This is a genomic window from Pseudomonas reactans (assembly GCF_013387025.1).
Classification (GTDB): domain Bacteria; phylum Pseudomonadota; class Gammaproteobacteria; order Pseudomonadales; family Pseudomonadaceae; genus Aquipseudomonas; species Aquipseudomonas reactans.
Genome location: NZ_JACAQP010000003.1, coordinates 283,355 through 303,218 on the forward strand (window position 1 = coordinate 283,355; position 19,864 = coordinate 303,218).

General features: G+C 58.4%; 23 protein-coding genes and 1 tRNA gene. 4 read left to right on the forward strand and 20 right to left on the reverse strand.

Translation table 11 applies throughout. From position 1 onward, the window contains the following. Positions 1-2: 2 nt before the first annotated feature. The 14 genes from HX793_RS03315 to trmJ form a co-directional block, all read right to left on the reverse strand. A complete protein-coding gene (locus HX793_RS03315) occupies positions 3-983 on the reverse strand; it encodes a RodZ domain-containing protein (RefSeq protein ID WP_177094104.1) in 981 nt (326 codons plus the stop codon). Beyond that, positions 983-1,741: a type IV pilus biogenesis/stability protein PilW gene (pilW, locus tag HX793_RS03320; protein WP_177094102.1), complete on the reverse strand. Its 759-nt coding sequence runs from the start codon at positions 1,739-1,741 to the stop codon at positions 983-985. Before pilW ends, HX793_RS03315 begins: the two co-directional genes overlap by 1 nt. A gap of 12 nt (positions 1,742-1,753) precedes the next feature. Continuing rightward, a complete protein-coding gene (gene rlmN / locus HX793_RS03325) occupies positions 1,754-2,902 on the reverse strand; it encodes a dual-specificity RNA methyltransferase RlmN (protein ID WP_016977668.1) in 1,149 nt (382 codons plus the stop codon). Positions 2,903-2,931: 29 nt separating this feature from the next. After that, positions 2,932-3,357 carry a nucleoside-diphosphate kinase gene (gene ndk, locus HX793_RS03330; RefSeq protein WP_003175956.1) on the reverse strand — a complete coding sequence of 142 codons (426 nt, stop codon included), beginning with the start codon at positions 3,355-3,357 and terminating at the stop codon, positions 2,932-2,934. A 92-nt stretch (positions 3,358-3,449) separates the two neighbouring features. Then, entirely contained in the window at positions 3,450-3,650 is a 201-nt protein-coding gene (iscX, locus tag HX793_RS03335; protein WP_016977667.1) for a Fe-S cluster assembly protein IscX, read from the reverse strand. 14 nt (positions 3,651-3,664) lie between these two features. Beyond that, on the reverse strand, positions 3,665-4,006 hold the full coding sequence (fdx, locus tag HX793_RS03340; RefSeq protein ID WP_016977666.1) for an ISC system 2Fe-2S type ferredoxin: 342 nt from the start codon (positions 4,004-4,006) through the stop codon (positions 3,665-3,667). A 3-nt stretch (positions 4,007-4,009) separates the two neighbouring features. Then, on the reverse strand, positions 4,010-5,872 hold the full coding sequence (gene hscA / locus HX793_RS03345; RefSeq protein WP_016977665.1) for a Fe-S protein assembly chaperone HscA: 1,863 nt from the start codon (positions 5,870-5,872) through the stop codon (positions 4,010-4,012). Positions 5,873-5,925: 53 nt separating this feature from the next. After that, entirely contained in the window at positions 5,926-6,447 is a 522-nt protein-coding gene (hscB, locus tag HX793_RS03350) for a co-chaperone HscB (RefSeq protein WP_095013455.1), read from the reverse strand. Between the two features lie 8 nt (positions 6,448-6,455). Then, positions 6,456-6,779: an iron-sulfur cluster assembly protein IscA gene (iscA, locus tag HX793_RS03355; protein WP_003175963.1), complete on the reverse strand. Its 324-nt coding sequence runs from the start codon at positions 6,777-6,779 to the stop codon at positions 6,456-6,458. Positions 6,780-6,807: 28 nt separating this feature from the next. Next, positions 6,808-7,194, reverse strand: a complete 387-nt coding sequence (iscU, locus tag HX793_RS03360; RefSeq protein WP_010207899.1) for a Fe-S cluster assembly scaffold IscU — start codon at positions 7,192-7,194, stop codon at positions 6,808-6,810. A gap of 99 nt (positions 7,195-7,293) precedes the next feature. Further along, positions 7,294-8,508: an IscS subfamily cysteine desulfurase gene (locus HX793_RS03365; RefSeq protein ID WP_016977663.1), complete on the reverse strand. Its 1,215-nt coding sequence runs from the start codon at positions 8,506-8,508 to the stop codon at positions 7,294-7,296. Positions 8,509-8,558: 50 nt separating this feature from the next. Beyond that, on the reverse strand, positions 8,559-9,050 hold the full coding sequence (iscR, locus tag HX793_RS03370; RefSeq protein ID WP_003194020.1) for a Fe-S cluster assembly transcriptional regulator IscR: 492 nt from the start codon (positions 9,048-9,050) through the stop codon (positions 8,559-8,561). Positions 9,051-9,337: 287 nt separating this feature from the next. Next, on the reverse strand, positions 9,338-10,123 hold the full coding sequence (cysE, locus tag HX793_RS03375) for a serine O-acetyltransferase (RefSeq protein WP_016977662.1): 786 nt from the start codon (positions 10,121-10,123) through the stop codon (positions 9,338-9,340). A gap of 2 nt (positions 10,124-10,125) precedes the next feature. Continuing rightward, positions 10,126-10,896: a tRNA (cytosine(32)/uridine(32)-2'-O)-methyltransferase TrmJ gene (gene trmJ, locus HX793_RS03380; RefSeq protein WP_016977661.1), complete on the reverse strand. Its 771-nt coding sequence runs from the start codon at positions 10,894-10,896 to the stop codon at positions 10,126-10,128. A gap of 145 nt (positions 10,897-11,041) precedes the next feature. On the opposite strand from trmJ, the gene suhB reads away from it, so the two are divergent. Beyond that, positions 11,042-11,857 (forward strand): type III secretion system regulator SuhB, encoded by an 816-nt coding sequence (gene suhB, locus HX793_RS03385; RefSeq protein WP_003175971.1) that lies wholly within the window; start codon positions 11,042-11,044, stop codon positions 11,855-11,857. Positions 11,858-11,915: 58 nt separating this feature from the next. On the opposite strand, the gene HX793_RS03390 is transcribed toward suhB, so the two are convergent. The 6 genes from HX793_RS03390 to queA all read right to left on the reverse strand — a co-directional run bounded on the left by HX793_RS03390 (position 11,916) and on the right by queA (position 17,989). Next, a complete protein-coding gene (locus tag HX793_RS03390; RefSeq protein WP_010207894.1) occupies positions 11,916-12,458 on the reverse strand; it encodes a glycine zipper 2TM domain-containing protein in 543 nt (180 codons plus the stop codon). A 123-nt stretch (positions 12,459-12,581) separates the two neighbouring features. Further along, the gene (gene secF / locus HX793_RS03395; protein ID WP_177053434.1) at positions 12,582-13,496 is read right to left on the reverse strand and encodes a protein translocase subunit SecF; all 915 of its coding nucleotides are present in this window, start codon (positions 13,494-13,496) and stop codon (positions 12,582-12,584) included. Positions 13,497-13,505: 9 nt separating this feature from the next. Then, positions 13,506-15,374 carry a protein translocase subunit SecD gene (gene secD, locus HX793_RS03400; RefSeq protein ID WP_177053435.1) on the reverse strand — a complete coding sequence of 623 codons (1,869 nt, stop codon included), beginning with the start codon at positions 15,372-15,374 and terminating at the stop codon, positions 13,506-13,508. A 62-nt stretch (positions 15,375-15,436) separates the two neighbouring features. After that, a complete protein-coding gene (gene yajC / locus HX793_RS03405) occupies positions 15,437-15,775 on the reverse strand; it encodes a preprotein translocase subunit YajC (protein WP_003175975.1) in 339 nt (112 codons plus the stop codon). 43 nt (positions 15,776-15,818) lie between these two features. Further along, positions 15,819-16,934: a tRNA guanosine(34) transglycosylase Tgt gene (tgt, locus tag HX793_RS03410; protein WP_003175976.1), complete on the reverse strand. Its 1,116-nt coding sequence runs from the start codon at positions 16,932-16,934 to the stop codon at positions 15,819-15,821. Positions 16,935-16,939: 5 nt separating this feature from the next. Further along, on the reverse strand, positions 16,940-17,989 hold the full coding sequence (queA, locus tag HX793_RS03415; protein WP_034115902.1) for a tRNA preQ1(34) S-adenosylmethionine ribosyltransferase-isomerase QueA: 1,050 nt from the start codon (positions 17,987-17,989) through the stop codon (positions 16,940-16,942). Between the two features lie 108 nt (positions 17,990-18,097). On the opposite strand from queA, the gene HX793_RS03420 reads away from it, so the two are divergent. From HX793_RS03420 to HX793_RS03430, 3 genes are all read left to right on the forward strand, one after another. Next, a tRNA-Leu gene (locus tag HX793_RS03420) sits at positions 18,098-18,182 on the forward strand. A 319-nt stretch (positions 18,183-18,501) separates the two neighbouring features. Further along, a complete protein-coding gene (locus HX793_RS03425) occupies positions 18,502-19,326 on the forward strand; it encodes a GIY-YIG nuclease family protein (RefSeq protein ID WP_177030958.1) in 825 nt (274 codons plus the stop codon). Positions 19,327-19,370: 44 nt separating this feature from the next. Beyond that, positions 19,371-19,859: an abortive infection family protein gene (locus tag HX793_RS03430; RefSeq protein ID WP_178905454.1), complete on the forward strand. Its 489-nt coding sequence runs from the start codon at positions 19,371-19,373 to the stop codon at positions 19,857-19,859. Positions 19,860-19,864 lie beyond the last annotated feature (5 nt).

The following is a 19,864-nucleotide window of genomic DNA, read 5'->3' on the forward strand; positions in this document are numbered from 1 at the left end:
GACTATTGTCCCAACTTCAGGCGAGCGGTCTCGCCGGTGGTGAACGGCGCTACGTCCACAGGCTGGCCGTTGTAGGCCACTTGCGCGCCACGGGCAAAGCCCAGACGCAGCGTCAAAGGAGGCTTGCCGCCCTGGTCGAGCGTATCTCCCTTACGCTTCAGACCGCTGAACAGCACTTTGCCGTTGCCATCGGTGACTTGCGTCCAGCAGTCAGCGATGAAGGTAATCTGTACACGGCCATCACCGGCGATCAACGCTGGGGTGGTGGGCGGCGAAATCGCAGGGGCAGCGGGAGCGGCGGGAGCCGGAGTCGCTGGCGTCTGCACTGGAGCGGCCGGCGTGTGAGCCGGGGCAACAGGCGTTGCAGGAGCCGGTGCGGCAGCAGTCGCGGCTGGCGCGGTTTCCGGTGCGGCTGGCTGCTCGGTGACAGCCGCTGCTTCCGGCGCGGCCTGGCTTTCGGCAACAGCCTGGTCTTCCGGCTCATCCAGCGGGTGAATCTGGGTGGTGCCGTCAGCGCTCTCGACTTCGACGTGCTCCATGGCGTTGCTGGTCAGGTCCTTGGTGCGCTGGGAGGTCTGGTCTTGCCACCAGACGAAACCGCCACCAATGACCGCGATCAGCAGCAACAGGCTGACAATGCGCAAAATCGTGTGGGAAACCCGCACCGGCTCTTCGATACGCCCCAGGCCGTGGACATTGCTGCCTTGGGAATCGGTGCCGGTGAATTGGTCGAACTCCTGAACCAGTATGGCCTGGTCGATACCCAGCAATTTGGCATAGGCGCGGATATAGCCGCGGGCAAAGGTGTGCCCAGGCAGCTTATCGAACGCGCCGGCTTCCAGGTTGCCCAGGGACGTCGTGGTCAAATTGAGCTTGAGGGCCACTTCCGCCAGCGACCAACCATTGCTTTCGCGGGCCTGACGCAAGGTGTCGCCTGGGTTTACGCGATTAGCTGCTACAACTTCCGGGTGCGCCGCTTTCATCATTGCTCCGACAGGTATTGCTGATATTCCGGCGTACCGGGATAGAGTCGTTCGAGTTGCTGGCCAAAACGTGCGGCCGTGTCGCGTTCTTCATGAACCGTCGCCAGGCGCACACCGAGCAATAGACTACGTGCATTTTGCCCGCTGAGCAGGCTAAAACGCTCGTAATAGTCACGTGCCGGCACATAATGCCTGTCATCAAAGGATAACTCAGCCATTTCGAGCAACGCCCGAGGCTGGCGACCGTTCAAATGCAGGGCTTTTTCCAGTTGCTGGCGGGCGCTGTCGCGCTGACCGAGGCGCATCGAGGTCACCCCAAGGTTCTCGAACACCCGCGAACGCTCAGGATAGAGGGTATCGGCGCTGGCTTGCTGGAAATAAAGGGCGGCTTGGTCATAACGTTTCTGCGCGAACAGGAAGCTGCCGTAATTGTTCAGCAGCCGCGGGTCGGCAGGCCGGGAGGCCAGTGCCTTATGGAAATACTGTTCGGCCAGTTCAGGCTCGGCCTGGGCCTGTAACACCAGGGCCAGTGCGCCATTGGCGTCGGCATCGTCGCTGTCCAGCTCCAGGGCCTTCTTCAGCGGCACCTTGGCCTGCTCGCTCATGCCTTGTTGCAGATAACCCAAGCCCAGTTGCACATAGGCAACCCGCGCCTCGTCACGGCCTTTACCGGTTTGCAAAGGGTTCTCATGACCCGATGAAACACAACCGGCCGCGAGACCGGTAACAAGCAAAAGCAGCGCAAGGCGCAAGGGCATAGAGATCCTCTCTCAGATTCGATTCACAGCAATCAGCGGTAAATCGTCGGCGGCTTTCACTTCGCGTCCGGCGATATAACGCTCGCTGCGGCGGGTACGGTCCATCACTTGCCCTACCAATTGGCCACAAGCGGCGTCGATGTCTTCACCACGCGTGGTGCGGACGGTCACGTTGTAGCCAGCCTGGTGCAGTTGATCCTGGAAACGGCGGATGGCGTTGTTGCTCGGCCGCTCGTAGCCAGAATGTGGAAACGGGTTAAACGGAATCAGGTTGATCTTGCACGGGGTATCCTTGAGCAGCTCGATCATCTCGACCGCGTGTTCGACCTTGTCGTTGATGTCCTTGAGCATCGTGTACTCAATGGTCAACACGCGTTTTTCGCCCAAGGTCGCCATGTAACGCTGGCAAGATTCGAGCAGCATCTTAAGCGGATACTTCTTGTTGATTGGCACCAATTGGTTACGCAATGCGTCATTCGGTGCATGCAGCGACAACGCCAGGGAGACGTCGATGTGCTTGGCCAGCTCATCGATCATCGGTACCACGCCAGAGGTCGACAGGGTCACGCGGCGCTTGGAGATGCCGTAGCCCAGGTCGTCCATCATCAGGTGCATGGCCGAAATGACGTTGTCGAAGTTCAGCAGCGGCTCACCCATGCCCATCATCACCACGTTGGTGATGGCACGGTCGACGGTTGCCGGGACGCTGCCAAAGGATTTGTTGGCAATCCACACCTGGCCGATCACTTCGGCGGCGGTGAGGTTGCTATTGAAGCCTTGCTTGCCGGTGGAGCAGAAACTGCAGTCCAGGGCACAGCCTGCCTGGGACGAAACGCACAAGGTGCCGCGTTTGCCCTGGGGAATGTACACGGTCTCGACGCAGCTGCCGGACGCCACGCGCACCACCCACTTACGGGTGCCGTCGCTGGAGATGTCCTCGCTGACCACTTCGGGACCACGCACCTCAGCAATGGCCTTGAGCTTGTCGCGCAGGGCCTTGCTGACGTTCGTCATGGCGTCGAAATCGTCGACGCCAAAGTGGTGAATCCATTTCATTACCTGACCGGCACGGAAACGCTTCTCCCCGATTGAGTCGAAGAATTTCTCCATTTCCGGCTGGGTCAGACCCAGCAGGTTGGTTTTAACAGTCGATGTAGTCATGGATTCACCCTCACTCTTTAAGCCGATGCTTAGCGAGCGGTTACTTCAGTAGCAGCGAAAAAGTACGAGATTTCGCGAGCAGCAGCAGCTTCGGAATCCGAGCCGTGTACAGCGTTGGCGTCGATGGATTCAGCGAAGTCAGCACGGATGGTGCCGGCAGCCGCTTCTTTAGGGTTGGTAGCGCCCATCAGCTCACGGTTCAGAGCGATAGCGTTTTCGCCTTCCAGAACCTGAACAACAACAGGACCGGAGATCATGAAGGCAACCAGGTCGCCGAAGAAACCACGAGCGCTGTGCTCAGCGTAGAAGCCTTCAGCTTCAGCCTTGGACAGTTGCTTGAGTTTCGAAGCTACAACCTTCAGGCCGGCTTTTTCGAAACGAGTGGTGATCTCGCCGATGACGTTTTTTGCAACAGCGTCAGGCTTGATGATGGAGAAAGTACGTTGAACAGCCATGGTGTAACTCCAGAAACGGTAATTTACGAAAAATTAAACCCGCGAATTATACGCGGGTTATTGGGTATTGCCTAACTGCGTAAAGGGAGGCGTCAGTCCTGTTCTTCTTTCCAGGCGGTCTGGATAGCTTCCAGAACCTTCTCACCGCCGCGATCACGCTCATCTTCGAACCCTGGCAATGCCATGACCATGTCACGCAAAGCTACAAAGTTCAGAGAGTAAGGATCCAGATCAGGGTTGGCATCGGCCAACAGGATAGCGATCTCTTGTACATCAACCCATTTAAGACTCATGACACTTCCTTGAATCAATGCGGCGCTTCGGCGGCATGGTTGAGCGAATACTTCGGAATTTCGACGGTAAGGTCTTCAGTCCCTACTTTCGCCTGACAGCTCAGGCGCGATGTCGGCTCCAGGCCCCACGCCCTATCAAGATAGTCCTCTTCCAGCTCATCGGCCTCTTCGAGACTGTTGAAACCTTCGCGGATAATGCAGTGACAGGTGGTGCAGGCATTGACGCCGCCGCAAGCACTTTCGATCTCGATGTGGTTGTCATGGGCAACTTCGAGGATGGACTTGCCGGTCTCAGCCTCCACGACCATACCGTCCGGGCAATGCTCGGCGTGTGGCAGAAAAATGACCTGCGGCATTAATTATTCCTCGATTTCATTCAGGTTGCGTCCCGCCAAGGCGGCTTTGACCGTCTGGTCCATACGACGGGCGGCAAAGGCATCGGTCACTTGGGACAGGCGCTTGGTCTGTTGCTCGATGGCATAACCATCATCGCCTTTCATCAGTTCGGCCAGTTCCTGCATTTGCAGGTCAATGACCATGCGCTCTTCGGCATCCAACAGGCGCTCGCCGTCAGCATCCAGCGCGCCCTGCACCGCTTCGAGCAGGCGCTGGGCGTCGACTTGCTGCTCACGCAATACACGGGCGACCTTGTCGTCACCGGCATATTGGAACGAGTCCTTGAGCATCTTGGCGATTTCACCGTCGGTCAGGCCGTAGGACGGCTTGACCTGGATGCTCGCCTCAACGCCTGAGCCCAGCTCGCGCGCGGCCACATTCAACAGGCCATCGGCGTCAACCTGGAAGGTCACGCGGATCTTCGCCGCACCCGCGACCATCGCCGGGATGCCGCGCAGTTCAAAACGCGCCAGGGAGCGGCAGTCGCTGATCAGCTCGCGCTCGCCTTGCAGCACGTGGATCATCATGGCCGTCTGGCCATCTTTGTACGTGGTGAAGTCCTGGGCGCGGGCGACGGGAATGGTGGTGTTGCGCGGAATCACCTTCTCCATCAAGCCGCCCATGGTTTCCAGCCCCAGGGACAGCGGGATCACGTCGAGCAGCAGCAATTCGCCGCCATCGCGCTTGTTGCCGGCCAGGGTATCGGCCTGGATCGCAGCGCCGATGGCGACCACTTGATCCGGGTCGATTTCAGTCAGCGGCTGGCGACCGAAGGCTTCGGCGACGGCTTCACGAACCCGCGGCACACGAGTGGAACCGCCGACCATGACCACGGCGCCGACGTCTTCCAGCTCGATACCGGAATCACGCACGGCACGGCGGCAGGCTTTGAGGCTGCGGGCGACCATCGGTTCGATCAACGCATCAAAGGCTTCACGGGTCAGCTCGGCTGACCAGGTACCGTAAGAAACTTCCACAGTTGCAGCATCCGTCAGCGCTTCTTTGGCGGCGCAGGCGGTTTGCAGCAGATTGCGCTGCGCGCCCGGATCCAGATCGGCGGACAAGCCAGCGCTGCTGATAATCCAGCCCGCGATGGCGTGGTCGAAGTCATCGCCGCCCAAGGCACTGTCGCCACCGGTGGCCAGCACTTCGAAGACGCCGCCGGTCAGGCGCAGGATCGAAATATCAAAGGTGCCGCCGCCCAGGTCGTAAATAGCGACCAGACCCTCTGCGTGCTGGTCAAGGCCATAAGCCACGGCCGCTGCAGTCGGTTCGTTGAGCAAGCGCAGCACGTTCAGGCCGGCAAGTTTTGCCGCGTCCTTGGTGGCTTGGCGCTGCGCGTCATCGAAATAAGCCGGAACGGTGATCACTGCACCGACCAGTTCACCGCCCAGGGTTTTTTCCGCGCGCTGGCGCAGGACCTTGAGGATATCGGCGGACACTTCTACCGGGCTTTTCGGGCCCTGAATGGTGTCGATGAACGGCATGTGGGATTCACCGCCGACAAAGCGATACGGCAGTTGGTCACCCAATTGCTTGACGTCGGACAGACCACGACCCATCAAGCGCTTGACCGATAGCACGGTATTCAAAGGATCGGTAGACGCCGCCAGCTTGGCCGACTCACCGACTTCGGTGCGATCGGCGTGGTAGCGAACGGCAGACGGCAGAATCACCTGGCCATCAGCGTCGGGCAACGGCTCGGACAGGCCGCTGCGCAAGGCAGCAACCAGGGAATTGGTGGTGCCCAGGTCAATCCCGACCGCCAGGCGACGCTGGTGCGGTTGAGGGCTTTGGCCGGGTTCGGCGATTTGCAGTAGGGCCATGGTAATCAGGTCTTATCTGTCTATCAGGCGTGCATCACGGGCAGCACACTGGGTTAATCGTCGAGGCGCTCTTCTAGCTGGCGCACTTCGTAGGTGAGCTTGTCGAGGAACTGCATGCGCCGCATCAGGCGTTCGGCCTGTTCGCGTTGCGCTGCATCATCCCAACAGGCTGCGAAGCTTTCGTTGAGCTCATCCTGGGCCGTTTTCAGACGACGCTTGAAGACTGCGACGCCAGCCAGATCGGCTTCGTCCTGCAACTCTTCGAGCTCCTCGCGCCACTGCATCTGCTGCATCAGAAAGTCCGGGTCGTGCACCGTAACTTCAAGCGGCAACTCGCCACCGTTCATCGCAAGCAGGTAGCGTGCGCGCTTGGGCGGATTTTTCAGGGTCTGATAGGCTTCGTTGAGGCTGGCCGACCGCTCCAGCGCCAGGCGTTGCTCACGCTCGGAAGCATCAGCAAAACGGTCCGGATGCACCCCACGCGCCAATTCTCGGTAGCGCGTGGCAAGCTGCTCAAGGTCCAGGCGAAAACTCGGCTGCAGCTCGAATAAAGCGAAATGACAAGGAGTACCCACGAATAGCCTCAGATGTTGAAGCTTTCGCCGCAGCCACATTCACCGCGCACGTTGGGGTTGTTGAACTTGAAGCCTTCGTTCAACCCTTCCTTGACGAAATCGAGTTCGGTGCCGTCCAGGTAGGTCAGGCTTTTAGGGTCGATGATCACTTTCTCGCCGTGACTTTCGAACACCTGGTCTTCCGCAACCACCTCGTCGACAAACTCCAGCACGTAGGCAAGGCCGGAACAGCCTGTGGTGCGAACACCCAGGCGAATCCCCTCACCTTTACCGCGCCCATTCAGGGAGCGGCGAATGTGCTGTGCAGCCGCTTCTGTCATGCTGATAGCCATCGTTGACTCCTTACTCGTCGCCAAATGCTTAGATCAAGCCTTTCTTCTGCTTGTAGTCGCGAACGGCCGCCTTGATGGCGTCTTCTGCGAGTACCGAGCAGTGGATTTTCACTGGCGGCAGGGCCAGTTCTTCGGCCAGCTGGGTATTGCTGATGGTGACAGCCTCATCCAGGGTCTTGCCTTTCATCCATTCGGTCGCCAGGGAGCTGGAGGCGATGGCCGAACCGCAGCCGTAGGTCTTGAACTTGGCGTCTTCGATAACGCCATTGTCGTTGACCTTGATCTGCAGGCGCATGACATCGCCGCACGCCGGAGCGCCGACCATGCCGGTGCCGACATCTGGGTCTTCCGCGTCCATCTTGCCGACGTTGCGCGGGTTTTCGTAGTGGTCGATGACCTTTTCGCTGTAAGCCATGGTACTGAATCCTCACTCATCAGGGCCGCTCTGGAACCCTGTAGAAACGCCTGCGTTTTCCGCCACGTTCCTACAGAGCTGGGGTGGCGGCTTCTATAGTTAGTGTGCCGCCCACTCGATCTTGGAAATATCGACGCCGTCTTTGTACATGTCCCACAGCGGCGACAGAACGCGCAGCTTGTTGACGGCTTCGCAGACTTTCTGCGCGGCGTAATCGACTTGTTCTTCGGTGGTGAAGCGGCCGAACGTAAAGCGGATCGAGCTGTGTGCCAGTTCGTCGTTGCGGCCCAGAGCGCGCAGTACGTACGAAGGCTCAAGGGACGCCGAGGTGCAGGCCGAACCGGACGAAACCGCCAGGTCCTTGAGCGCCATGATCAACGACTCGCCTTCGACGTAGTTGAAGCTCAAATTCAGGTTGTGCGGTACACGGGCAGTCATGCTGCCGTTGATGTACAGCTCTTCAAGGCCTTCGACCTGCTTGTAGAAGCGGTCGCTCAGGGCTTTGATGCGGATGTTTTCGGCAGCCATGTCTTCCTTGGCTACGCGGAAGGCTTCGCCCATGCCGACGATCTGGTGGGTCGCCAGGGTGCCCGAACGCATGCCGCGCTCGTGACCGCCGCCGTGCATGGTGGCTTCGATACGCACGCGAGGCTTGCGGCTCACGTACAGGGCGCCGATGCCTTTAGGGCCGTAGGTCTTGTGGGCAGAGAACGACATCAGGTCGACTTTCAGTTTCGACAGGTCGATGTCGACCTTGCCGGTGGACTGAGCAGCGTCGACGTGCAGCAGGATACCCTTCGAACGAGTCAGCTCGCCGATGGCGGCGATGTCGTTGATGGTGCCGATTTCGTTGTTCACGTGGATCACGGAAACCAGGATGGTGTCTTCACGCAGGGCCGCTTCGATCATGGCCGGGGTGACGATACCGTCAGTGGTTGGCTCGAGGTAAGTGACCTCGAAACCTTCACGCTCCAGTTGGCGCATGGTGTCGAGGACAGCCTTGTGCTCAATCTTGGTGGTGATCAGGTGTTTGCCCTTGGTCGCATAGAAATGCGCCGCGCCCTTGATTGCCAGGTTGTCGGACTCGGTGGCACCGGAGGTCCAGACGATTTCCCGAGGATCGGCGTTGACCAGGTCAGCGACTTGGCGACGAGCGTTCTCGACCGCTTCCTCGGCTTTCCAGCCGAATACGTGGGAACGGGAGGCCGGGTTGCCGAAGTTTCCGTCAACCAGCAGGCATTCGCTCATCTTTTGCGCGACACGCGGATCAACCGGGGTGGTCGCTGAGTAATCAAGGTAAATCGGCAATTTCATGGACTTTCTCCTAAATCAGGCTGGCTGGCGTGCCGTTAGCTCTTCGGCTGTCACTCGACGGCGGACGCTTCGATCTTGTCCAGACGCGGCGCCTTGGTGTTGCAACGGCGCTGGTCCTGACGCTGGGCTACTTCTTGCACCTCACGGCGAGTCACAAGATCAGCCAAGCTGATACCACTCAAAAACTCATGGATCTGCAGGCTCAAGTCACACCACAAGTGGTGTGTCAGGCAGGTGTCGCCGGCGTGGCAGTCACCCAGACCCTGGCATTTGGTGGCGTCGACGGATTCGTTGACCGCGTCGATCACCTGAGCCACCTGGATCCCCTGCATGTCGCGGGACAACTGATAGCCACCACCCGGCCCGCGCACACTGGAAACCAGGTTGCTACGGCGCAGCTTGGCGAACAGTTGCTCGAGATAGGACAGGGAAATGCCTTGGCGCTCGGAGATATCGGCCAGGGACACCGGCCCAGTTTGCGCGTGCAAAGCCAGGTCGAGCATGGCAGTCACCGCGTATCGGCCTTTTGTAGTCAGTCTCATGGACAAGTACCAAGGTGTTTCAGAATGGAGGCAAGTATGCGATTCCCGAGTATTTAAGTCAACTATAAGACCTAGTACTTTAGTCAGGATTACCCGTAAAAAGGGCGCGCGAATCATAGCAGGATGGGGTGGAGACGAACAGCAGGAACAGGGCCAAGGCTCGATCTCAAGACCAATGGAGATCAAATGTGGGAGCTGGCTTGCCTGCGATAGCATTCTGCCAGGCAGCCTATGGGTTGCTGACCCACCGCTATCGCAGGCAAGCCAGCTCCCACAGAAGACCGTATTCAGCCAGCCTTGGTAGTGGCGGCCTCGTCCTTGATCTCGGCGAAGTCTTCTTCGCGCAGTTCAGGCAGATCTTTCGCACAGTAGGGACTGCCCAAGTCCTTCAACGCGCCGCACATGCCGTCCAGCTTGCCATCGACTGCCTGCAGGTGATCCAACAACTGGCCAATGGCTCGCGCCACTGGGTCGGGCATGTCTTCGCTCACGCCATAGGCATCGAAGCCAATCTTCTCGGCCATGGCCTTGCGCTTGGCTTCCTGCTCGTCGCCGACGTCCGGCTTGACGATGATTCGCCCAGGAATGCCTACAACGGTTGCACCTGGCGGCACAGCCTTGGTCACCACCGCATTGGAGCCGACCTTTGCGCCCGCGCCGACAGTGAACGGGCCAAGCACCTTCGCGCCCGCCCCTACCACCACACCATCACCCAAGGTTGGGTGGCGCTTGCCCTTGTTCCAGCTGGTGCCGCCAAGCGTCACGCCCTGGTAAAGGGTCACGTCATCGCCGATCTCGGCAGTCTCGCCAATCACGATACCCATGCCGTGATCGATGAAGAAGCGGCGCCCGACCTTGGCGCCCGGATGAATCTCGATCCCGGTCAGCCAGCGCCCGAAGTTCGACACCAACCGCGCCAGCCATTTCCAGCCCATGCCCCACAGGGCACCAGACAGGCGGTGAATCCAGATGGCGTGCATGCCCGGGTAGCAGGTCAGCACTTCAAAGGCGTTGCGCGCCGCCGGGTCACGGTGGAAAACACTCTGGATATCTTCTCGCAAACGCTCGAACATTTTTAATCCTTCCGCTTAAGAAGCTCGCCACGGGCCGCTTTCTGGGTTTCCGTGAGGATGCCACGCAATATATTCATTTCTGCCCGGCTGACCGAGCTGCGTCCGTAAAGGCGACGCAGGCGCGCCATCAAGTGCCGTGGTTTTTCCGGATCGAGGAATTCGATGGCCACCAGGGTTTGCTCCAGGTGTTCATAGAATCGCTCCAGCTCGTCCATGGTGGCCAACTCGCCACTCTTGGTCGAAGCGACCTCTTCCTTCTCTACCTTGCTCGGCTGACCCGCAGCGGCCAGCCAAGCCATGCGCACTTCGTAGGTCAACACCTGCACCGCCGCCCCGAGGTTCAGCGAGCTGAACTCAGGGTCCGATGGGATGTGCACGTGGTAATGACATCGCTGCAGCTCTTCATTAGTCAGGCCGGAATCTTCACGACCAAAGACCAAGGCGATTTCAGCGCCACCAGCGGCCTCCTCGACCACTTTGGTACCGCATTCACGCGGATCCAGCAGCGGCCAAGGGATGCGACGGTCGCGAGCGCTGGTGCCAAGCACCAGGTTGCAGCCGACCAAGGCATCCTCCAAGGTGGCGACGACCTGGGCTTTTTCAAGAAGGTCATTGGCGCCAGATGCACGGGCATCAGCCTCGTGATGCGGGAACACGCGCGGGTCGACCAGCACCAGGCGCGTCAACCCCATGTTTTTCATGGCTCGCGCCACCCCACCGATATTGCCGGGATGACTGGTATTGACCAAGACGACACGAATGTTTTGCAGCAAGGGAGGCGCTCTCGGACACGGGAAAGGGGAGCAAATCTTACAGAACAGCCTAAGGTTATGCCATGAAAGCTAACGTCGTCCTTCACCTGAAGAAAGTTTCTGCTAGAATGCTCGGCTTTCTTTAACAACCTTAGGTGACACATCCATGCAGCCCATGCTGAATATCGCGCTGCGCGCCGCCCGCAGCGCCAGTGAATTGATCTTCCGCTCCATCGAGCGCCTGGATACCATCAAGGTCGACGAAAAAGACGCCAAGGATTATGTATCCGAGGTGGATCGCGCCGCCGAACAGAAAATCATCGATGCCCTGCGCAAGGCCTACCCTACCCACGGCATCCTCGGCGAAGAAACCGGCTTGCACAAAGGCAGCGGTGAAGGCGAAGACTACCTGTGGATCATCGACCCACTGGATGGCACCACCAACTTCCTGCGCGGCATCCCGCACTTTGCCGTGAGCATCGCGTGCAAATACCGTGGTCGCCTGGAACACGCCGTCGTCCTGGACCCAGTCCGCCAAGAAGAATTCACCGCCAGCCGTGGCCGTGGCGCCCAGCTGAATGGTCGTCGCCTGCGTGTCAGCGGTCGTACCAGCCTGGACGGCGCCCTGCTGGGTACCGGCTTCCCGTTCCGTGATGACCAGATGGACAACCTGGAAAACTACCTGGGCATGTTCCGCGCCCTCGTTGGCCAGACTGCCGGCATCCGTCGTGCCGGTGCCGCGAGCCTGGACCTGGCTTATGTGGCTGCTGGTCGTTTCGATGCGTTCTGGGAGTCGGGCCTGTCCGAGTGGGACATGGCTGCAGGCGCCCTGCTGATCCAGGAAGCAGGCGGATTGGTGAGCGACTTCACCGGCGGTCACGACTTCCTTGAAAAAGGCCACGTCGTTGCCGGCAACACCAAATGCTTCAAGGCAGTACTGACGGCCATCCAGCCGCACCTGCCTGCATCGCTGAAGCGCTAAGCGAGCGAGCACAAAAAAGCACCCCCGAGGGGTGCTTTTTTTATGCCTGTAGAACCGGTTACTGCTGGTTCTGACCCAGGATCAGACGACCCTCTTTGTCGACTGGAATCTGGCTGCCAGGGTCACGCTCCATGCGCACAGAACCTTCCTTGCCATCCAGGTTGTAACGCACGTCGTACCCGACCACCTTGTCGCTGATGTCGTTGACGGTGTTACAACGGGTTTGCGTGGTGGTGTAGGTATCGCGGTTCTGCATGCCTTCCTGAACCTTGTTACCGGCGTAACCGCCACCGACCGCACCGGCTACAGTCGCCAGCTTCTTGCCATTACCACCACCGATCTGGTTGCCCAGCAAACCACCCGCCAGGGCGCCTACGACCGTACCGGCGATTTGATGTTGATCCTGCACCGGACGCTGCCGGGTCACGGTGACGTCCTTGCAGACCTCACGGGGAGTTTTTATCTGGGTTTTAACCGGCTGCACCGCCAGCACTTGCGCATACTCAGGGCCGCTTTTTACCAGGCTGTAGGTGGCAACAGCACCCCCGGCAGTCACACCGACAGCACCCAATACCGCACCAACCAGCAACGACTTGTTCACGTGAACCTCCTGACCATCACAAGCGGACCGAAACGTCCGCGCTATACCCAGCCTTGGAGCAAAAAAAAAGGCGCGAGTTCAATACTCGCGCCTTTCTTGTATCAGCGGATCAACAAACGCCCATCAAGGGCGGTCGTCGACCTCCTTGCCAGTGCTGGCCGGAGGGATCAGATCTTCACTGCTGAGGTTCAGCCAGATCAGTACCACGTTGGCGATGTAGATCGACGAGTAGGTACCCGCCAGAACGCCGATGAACAGCGCCAGGGAGAAGCCCCACAGGTTGTCGCCACCGAAGATCATCAACGCAGCGATCGCCAGCAAGGTGGAGATCGACGTCGCCATGGTCCGCAGCAGGGTCTGGGTGGTGGAGATGTTGATGTTCTCGATCAGCGACGCTTTGCGCAGCACTCGGAAGTTCTCACGAACCCGGTCAAACACCACGATGGTGTCGTTGAGGGAGTAACCAATGATCGCCAGCACGGCCGCCAGTACGGTCAGGTCGAAGGTCACTTGGAAGTACGCCAGGATACCCACGGTGACGATCACGTCGTGGATCAGCGACACAATGGCGCCGACACCGAACTTCCACTGAAAGCGGAATGCCAGGTAGATCATGATGCCGACCAGCGCCATCAGCATGCCGAGGCCACCCTGGTCGCGCAGTTCTTCACCGACCTGCGGGCCGACGAACTCGACACGCTTGACCGACGCAGGGTTGTCGCCGCCGACCTTCTGCAAGGCCTCGGCTACCTGGTGACCCAGTTGCGGATCTTCGCCCGGCATACGCACCAGCAGGTCGGTGGTTGCACCAAAGCTCTGCACGATGGCTTCGTGATAGCCGGCCTTGACCAGCTCGTTGCGCACCAGAGTCACATCGGCCGGTTTCTCGTAGGTCAGCTCGATGAGCGTACCGCCGGTAAAGTCCAGACCGTAGTTCAGGCCCTTATGGAACCAGCTGAACAACGCCAGAACGGTAAGGAGCACGGTGACGCCGAACGCAACGTTGCGAACGCCCATGAAGTTGATTGTACGTAACATGGCAGCCCCTTAAATCCACAACTTCTTGAAGTCACGTCCGCCATAGATCAGGTTGACCATTGCGCGGGTCACCATGATGGCCGTGAACATCGAGGTAAAGATACCGAGGGACATGGTTACCGCAAAACCCTTGACCGGGCCGGTACCCATGGCGAAGAGAATCCCACCCACCAACAATGTGGTCAGGTTGGAGTCGAGAATCGCGGTAAATGCCCGGCCGAAGCCTTCGTTGATTGCACGCTGTACGGTCATGCCATTGGCGATCTCTTCACGAATCCGCGAGAAGATCAGTACGTTGGCGTCTACCGCCATACCCATGGTGAGTACGATACCGGCGATACCTGGCAAGGTCAGCGTAGCGCCCAGCAGCGACATCAGGGCCAGCAGCATGACCATGTTGCCCGCCAGGGCCACGGTGGCGATAACACCGAAGAAGCGGTAGATGGCGATGATGAACAGGGACACGAACAGCATGCCCCACAAGGCCGCGTCGATACCCTTGGTGATGTTGTCTGCACCCAGGCTCGGACCGATGGTACGTTCTTCAGCGAAGTACATCGGAGCCGCCAGACCACCGGCACGCAGCAGCAACGCCAGTTCCGAGGATTCGCCCTGGCCGTTCAGGCCGGTGATACGGAATTGTGCACCCAACGGCGACTGGATGGTCGCCAGGCTGATGATCTTCTTCTCTTCCTTGAAGGTCTGAACCGGCACGTCTTTCTCGACGCCGTTGACCATCTGCTTGGTGTAGGTGGTCACCGGGCGTTGCTCGATGAAGATCACCGCCATGCTGCGACCGACGTTGCTGCGCGTGGCGCGGCTCATCAGTTCGCCGCCATGGCCATCCAGGCGGATGTTCACTTCAGGGGTACCGTGCTCGCCAAAACCGGCCTTGGCGTCAGTCACTTGGTCACCGGTGATGATCAAGCCACGTTCGATCAGCGCTGGAGGACGGTTGCCTTCGCGGAATTCGAACTCTTCGGCAGTGGCGCGGGTAGCACCCGGCTCAGCCGCCAGACGGAATTCCAGGTTGGCGGTTTTACCCAGGATACGCTTGGCTTCAGCGGTGTCCTGTACGCCCGGCAGTTCAACCACGATACGGTTGGCACCCTGGCGCTGAACGATTGGCTCAGCCACACCCAGTTCGTTGACGCGGTTACGTACCGTGGTCAAGTTCTGCTTGATGGAGTATTCACGGATTTCCGCCAGCTTGGCCGGGGTCATCGCCAGACGCAGTACAGGTTGACCGTTGAGGTCGGCCGGTACGATGTCGAAATCGTTGAAGTTCTTGCGGATCAGTGCACGGGCCTGTTCGCGGGAAGCTTCATCAGAGAAGCCCAGCTGGATGGCACCGTTGAGCTGCGGCAGGCTGCGATAACGCAGGCGCTCTTTACGCAGCAGGCTCTTCACATCGCCTTCGTAGACTTTCAGGCGGGCGTCGAGGGCTTTGTCCATGTCGACTTCCAGCAGGAAGTGCACGCCACCGGACAAGTCCAGACCCAGCTTCATCGGGTGCGCGCCAATCTTGCGCAGCCAGGTTGGCGTGGTCTGTGCCAGGTTGAGCGCGACAACATAGTCGTCACCCATGGCCTTGCGCACGACATCTTTGGCCGGCAATTGGTCTTCTGCCTTGGTCAGGCGCAGCAAGCCGCCCTTCGCATCAGCCGCCAACGTTGCCGCCTTGACCTGGATACCCGCGTCAACGAGCGCTTTGCTCGCGCGTTCCAGATCGGCCTGATTGACCTGCAGCGAAGTGCTGGCGCCAGTGATCTGGATCGCCGGGTCATCAGGATAGAGATTGGGAGCGGAATAAATAAAACCGATCGCCAGCACCGCCAGGATCAGTACGTATTTCCACAGAGGGTATTTGTTCAGCATCACGCCGCCCGCTTATAACGCGGGGCGCCTTGCGCGCCCCGTCGATTGGTAAAGGTTGTTACTCAGATCGCTTTGAGCGTGCCTTTTGGCAGCGTGGCGGCGATGGCGCCCTTCTGGAACTTCATTTCTACGGTGTCGGAAACTTCCAGAACCACGAAAGCATCGGAAACCTTGGTGATCTTGCCGGCGATGCCGCCAGTGGTCACAACTTCGTCACCTTTCTGCAGGCTGCCCAGCAGGTTTTTCTGCTCTTTGGCACGCTTGGCCTGTGGACGCCAGATCATCAGGTAGAAGATGACCAGGAAGCCGACCAGGAAAATCCACTCGAAACCACCGCCCATAGGGCCGGCAGCAGCAGGCGCAGCGGCATCAGCCATGGCGTTAGAGATAAAAAAGCTCATTTAGCACTCCAGTTGCAAATAGTGAATCTTAGGGTCGGAAAACTCAGTCCAAGGGCGGCACAGGGAGCCCGCGCTTGGCATAGAAGGCATCGACGAAGGCGGCCAATGTACCCTGTTGAATAGCCTCGCGCAAACCAGCCATCAGGACTTGGTAGTGACGCAAATTGTGGATGGTATTCAACATGCTACCCAGCATTTCCCCACACTTGTCCAGATGGTGCAGATAAGCACGGGAGAAGTTCTGGCAGGTGTAGCAATCACAGGTGGGATCCAGCGGCGAATCATCATGGCGATGGAACGCGTTACGGATCTTCAGCACGCCTGTATCGATGAACAGATGCCCATTGCGGGCATTACGGGTTGGCATCACGCAATCGAACATGTCCACACCGCGGCGCACACCCTCTACGAGATCTTCCGGTTTGCCAACGCCCATAAGGTAACGAGGTTTGTCAGCCGGCATCAGGCCCGGCAGGTAATCCAGCACCTTGATCATTTCGTGCTTGGGCTCGCCCACCGACAAACCGCCGATGGCCAGGCCGTCAAAGCCGATTTTGTCCAGACCTTCCAGCGAGCGTTTGCGCAGGCTTTCATGCATGCCGCCCTGGACGATACCGAACAGCGCGGCCGTGTTGTCGCCGTGGGCGTTCTTCGAGCGCTGGGCCCAACGCAGGGACAACTCCATGGAAATCCGCGCGACGTCTTCGTCAGCCGGGTACGGCGTGCACTCGTCAAAAATCATCACGATGTCGGAACCCAGGTCACGCTGTACCTGCATCGACTCTTCCGGGCCCATGAACACTTTGGAACCGTCGACCGGCGAGGCGAAGGTCACGCCCTCTTCCTTGATCTTGCGCATGGCGCCCAGGCTGAACACCTGGAAACCACCCGAGTCGGTCAGGATCGGGCCTTGCCACTTCATGAAGTCATGCAGGTCGCCGTGCTTCTTGATCACTTCCGTACCTGGGCGCAGCCACAAGTGGAAAGTGTTGCCGAGGATGATCTCGGCACCGGTGGCGACGATGTCACGCGGCAGCATGCCTTTGACGGTGCCGTAGGTGCCGACCGGCATGAAAGCCGGGGTCTCGACGGTGCCGCGCGGAAAGGTCAGGCGACCGCGTCGGGCCTTGCCGTCAGTGGCAAGCAGTTCAAACGACATACGACTCATAAGGTTCCCTCTGGGCCGCGTGGCGCCGGGTTACGGGTGATAAACATCGCATCACCGTAGCTGAAAAAACGGTACTCGTTAGCGATGGCGGCTTGATAAGCGGCCATGGTTTCCGGGTAACCGGCAAATGCCGACACCAGCATCAAAAGCGTGGATTCGGGCAAATGGAAGTTGGTCACCAGGCAATCGACCACATGGAATGGCCGGCCTGGGAAGATAAAGATATCGGTATCGCCGCTGAACGGCTTGAGCACGCCATCACGCGCCGCGCTTTCCAACGAGCGTACGCTGGTGGTTCCCACGGCCACGACTCGCCCACCACGCGCCTTGCACGCGGCGACAGCGTCCACCACCTCCTGGCTGACCTCCAACCACTCGCTGTGCATATGGTGGTCTTCGATGTTATCCACACGCACCGGCTGAAACGTACCGGCCCCCACGTGCAGGGTCACATAGGCAGTCTCGACGCCCTTGGCGGCAATCGCGTCCAGCAGGGGCTGGTCAAAATGCAGGCCCGCAGTCGGCGCGGCAACGGCACCAAGGCGCTGGGAGTACACCGTCTGATAGCGCTCGCGGTCCGAGTCTTCGTCGGGGCGATCTATATAGGGCGGCAGCGGCATATGGCCGACGCGCTCCAACAGCGGCAATACCTCTTCGGCAAACTTGAGTTCGAACAGCGCATCATGACGCGCAACCATCTCGGCTTCGCCACCGCCATCGATGAGGATGCTTGAACCCGGTTTCGGCGACTTGCTGGAGCGCACGTGAGCCAGTACGCGATGACTGTCCAGCACCCGTTCCACCAGAATTTCCAGCTTGCCACCGGAAGCTTTCTGGCCAAACAGCCGCGCCGGAATCACCCGGGTATTGTTGAACACCATCAGATCGCCCGGGCGCAAATGCTCAAGCAAATCAGTGAATTGACGGTGTGCGAGGGCGCCACTCACCCCGTCCAGGGTCAGCAGTCGACTGGCGCGACGCTCGGCCAAAGGATGGCGAGCGATCAGCGAATCAGGGAGTTCAAAAGTAAAGTCAGCAACGCGCATGATGGAGTTCGTCTAGCAGGGCCGGGAAGTCTAGCGGAAATAGTGAAAATTGACCATGAAAGGTGATTGACCAACGGTAATCTCATCTCTATACTTCGCCGCCATTGAGCCCTGATGGCGGAATTGGTAGACGCGGCGGATTCAAAATCCGTTTTCGAAAGGAGTGGGAGTTCGAGTCTCCCTCGGGGCACCAAGATTTTCCTTTAAAATCAAGCACTTACCAGCTTACGGTTTTAAAGTTTTGGAAGTAATTTTTGGAAGTGTTTTTGGAACTTCCAAATCAAAGAGCCCGGCCCACGCGCCGGGTTTTTTATTGCTCAAAAATCGCTCAAAGCCGCAGCCTGCAAGGGTTCCTCTGACAAAAGCCCCTCCCCTCAAAACGATCAGGCTGTAAATGCCTCTTTTCGCTTTTCCAAAGCCTCCGCTCCAAGCAATCCCTTAAGGCAATCCTTCCCGCGCAGCGGAATGCATCAAATGCTAGATTCTCGAATCTTCCGAGGATTTCTACCATCATGCTCATGCAGTTCTTTACCGGCCTCTTGCCTACCCTGACACCCGATAACACCAAGATCCATTTGGCACAGCACAATGGGATCGAACACCCAATGGACGTGTACCTGGCTGGTGACTTTGATGAGTGGCAGTCGTGGCAGTCGAGGAAGAATTTCGAGTGCCGATACGTCATCGGCCTTGTTGAGATCCCAGAGTCCAAGAAATGGCTCCTAGCTGGGATCTACGATTCGTTGAAGGTGAAGGAGGTACGCCAAGGCAAGGTCAATCGTGATTACGTTTACGAATACCGCCGTGTGCCAGAGTTCGAAGAGCTGGCGGGACGTTTGGTCTTGGAGTACAAAAAACCAAGGGCAAACTACCTGCACCTCAAGACATGCATGCCCACGATGAAGCTGTCCGAAATTCTAGAAAGGAAAATGACCGTGGGGGGATTCCCCGGCTTCAAGGATGTAGACATTAGCTTCCAAGAATTGAAAATCATCGCCAGGGAAGGGATCGTGTCGTGGCAGACTGCTTTGAGCAGCGTTGCAGGCGTTTACCTGATATCCGACCGCACCGAGGGTGAACACCAGCTATATGTAGGCTCTGCCACGGGCACAGGTGGCTTGTGGGATCGGTGGGTGACGTACTCAAAGAATGGGCATGGTGGTAACACCCGCATACGTGACCTTCACCTGAAGCGTGGTGAGTCCTTTTCTGAACATTTCAGATTCAGCATCTTAGAGATTGCCGATAAGCACACAGGCGTTGAAGAGATGAAGCGAAAGGAGATTCATTGGAAACAGAGACTGTTGACTCGTGACAGTGGATTGAATGGCAATTAATTACTACCTTTAGAATCGTCAATCTATGACTTCAAGTGAGACCTATGCACCCACTATCGAAAGAGGCAGAAGCACTTCAGAACATCCTTGTCTCACAGGCGACAGGAGGAAACGAGGACGATACGTCTTACGTCATGCTTCGCCGCGCAATTTTGGATGATCCAACCCTCAACACAATGGCGCCGCCCCTGCTCAACACCTGCAGGAGCCTTGGGCAATTCTGGCAGTTTATAAAGAACAAATACGGTACATACGCTGAGCGTAGAACGTATCTGTGGGACGAATTTCGTCCACTTCTTGATTTTGTAGAGAAAGGCGGATTTTCACCCGCCGACCACGTTGTGTCTGGCGCTATCGACAGGTTTGACTCGGAGCATGTGAGGACTGCGTGGACGAAATCTCTTGAACGACGCACTACTGATCCAGAGGGCGCAATTACAATGGCTCGCACTCTTCTCGAGTCTGTATGCAAACATATTCTTGATGATGCAGGATCGAAATACGAGGACAGTCCCGACTTAAGGATGGTCTGAAGTAG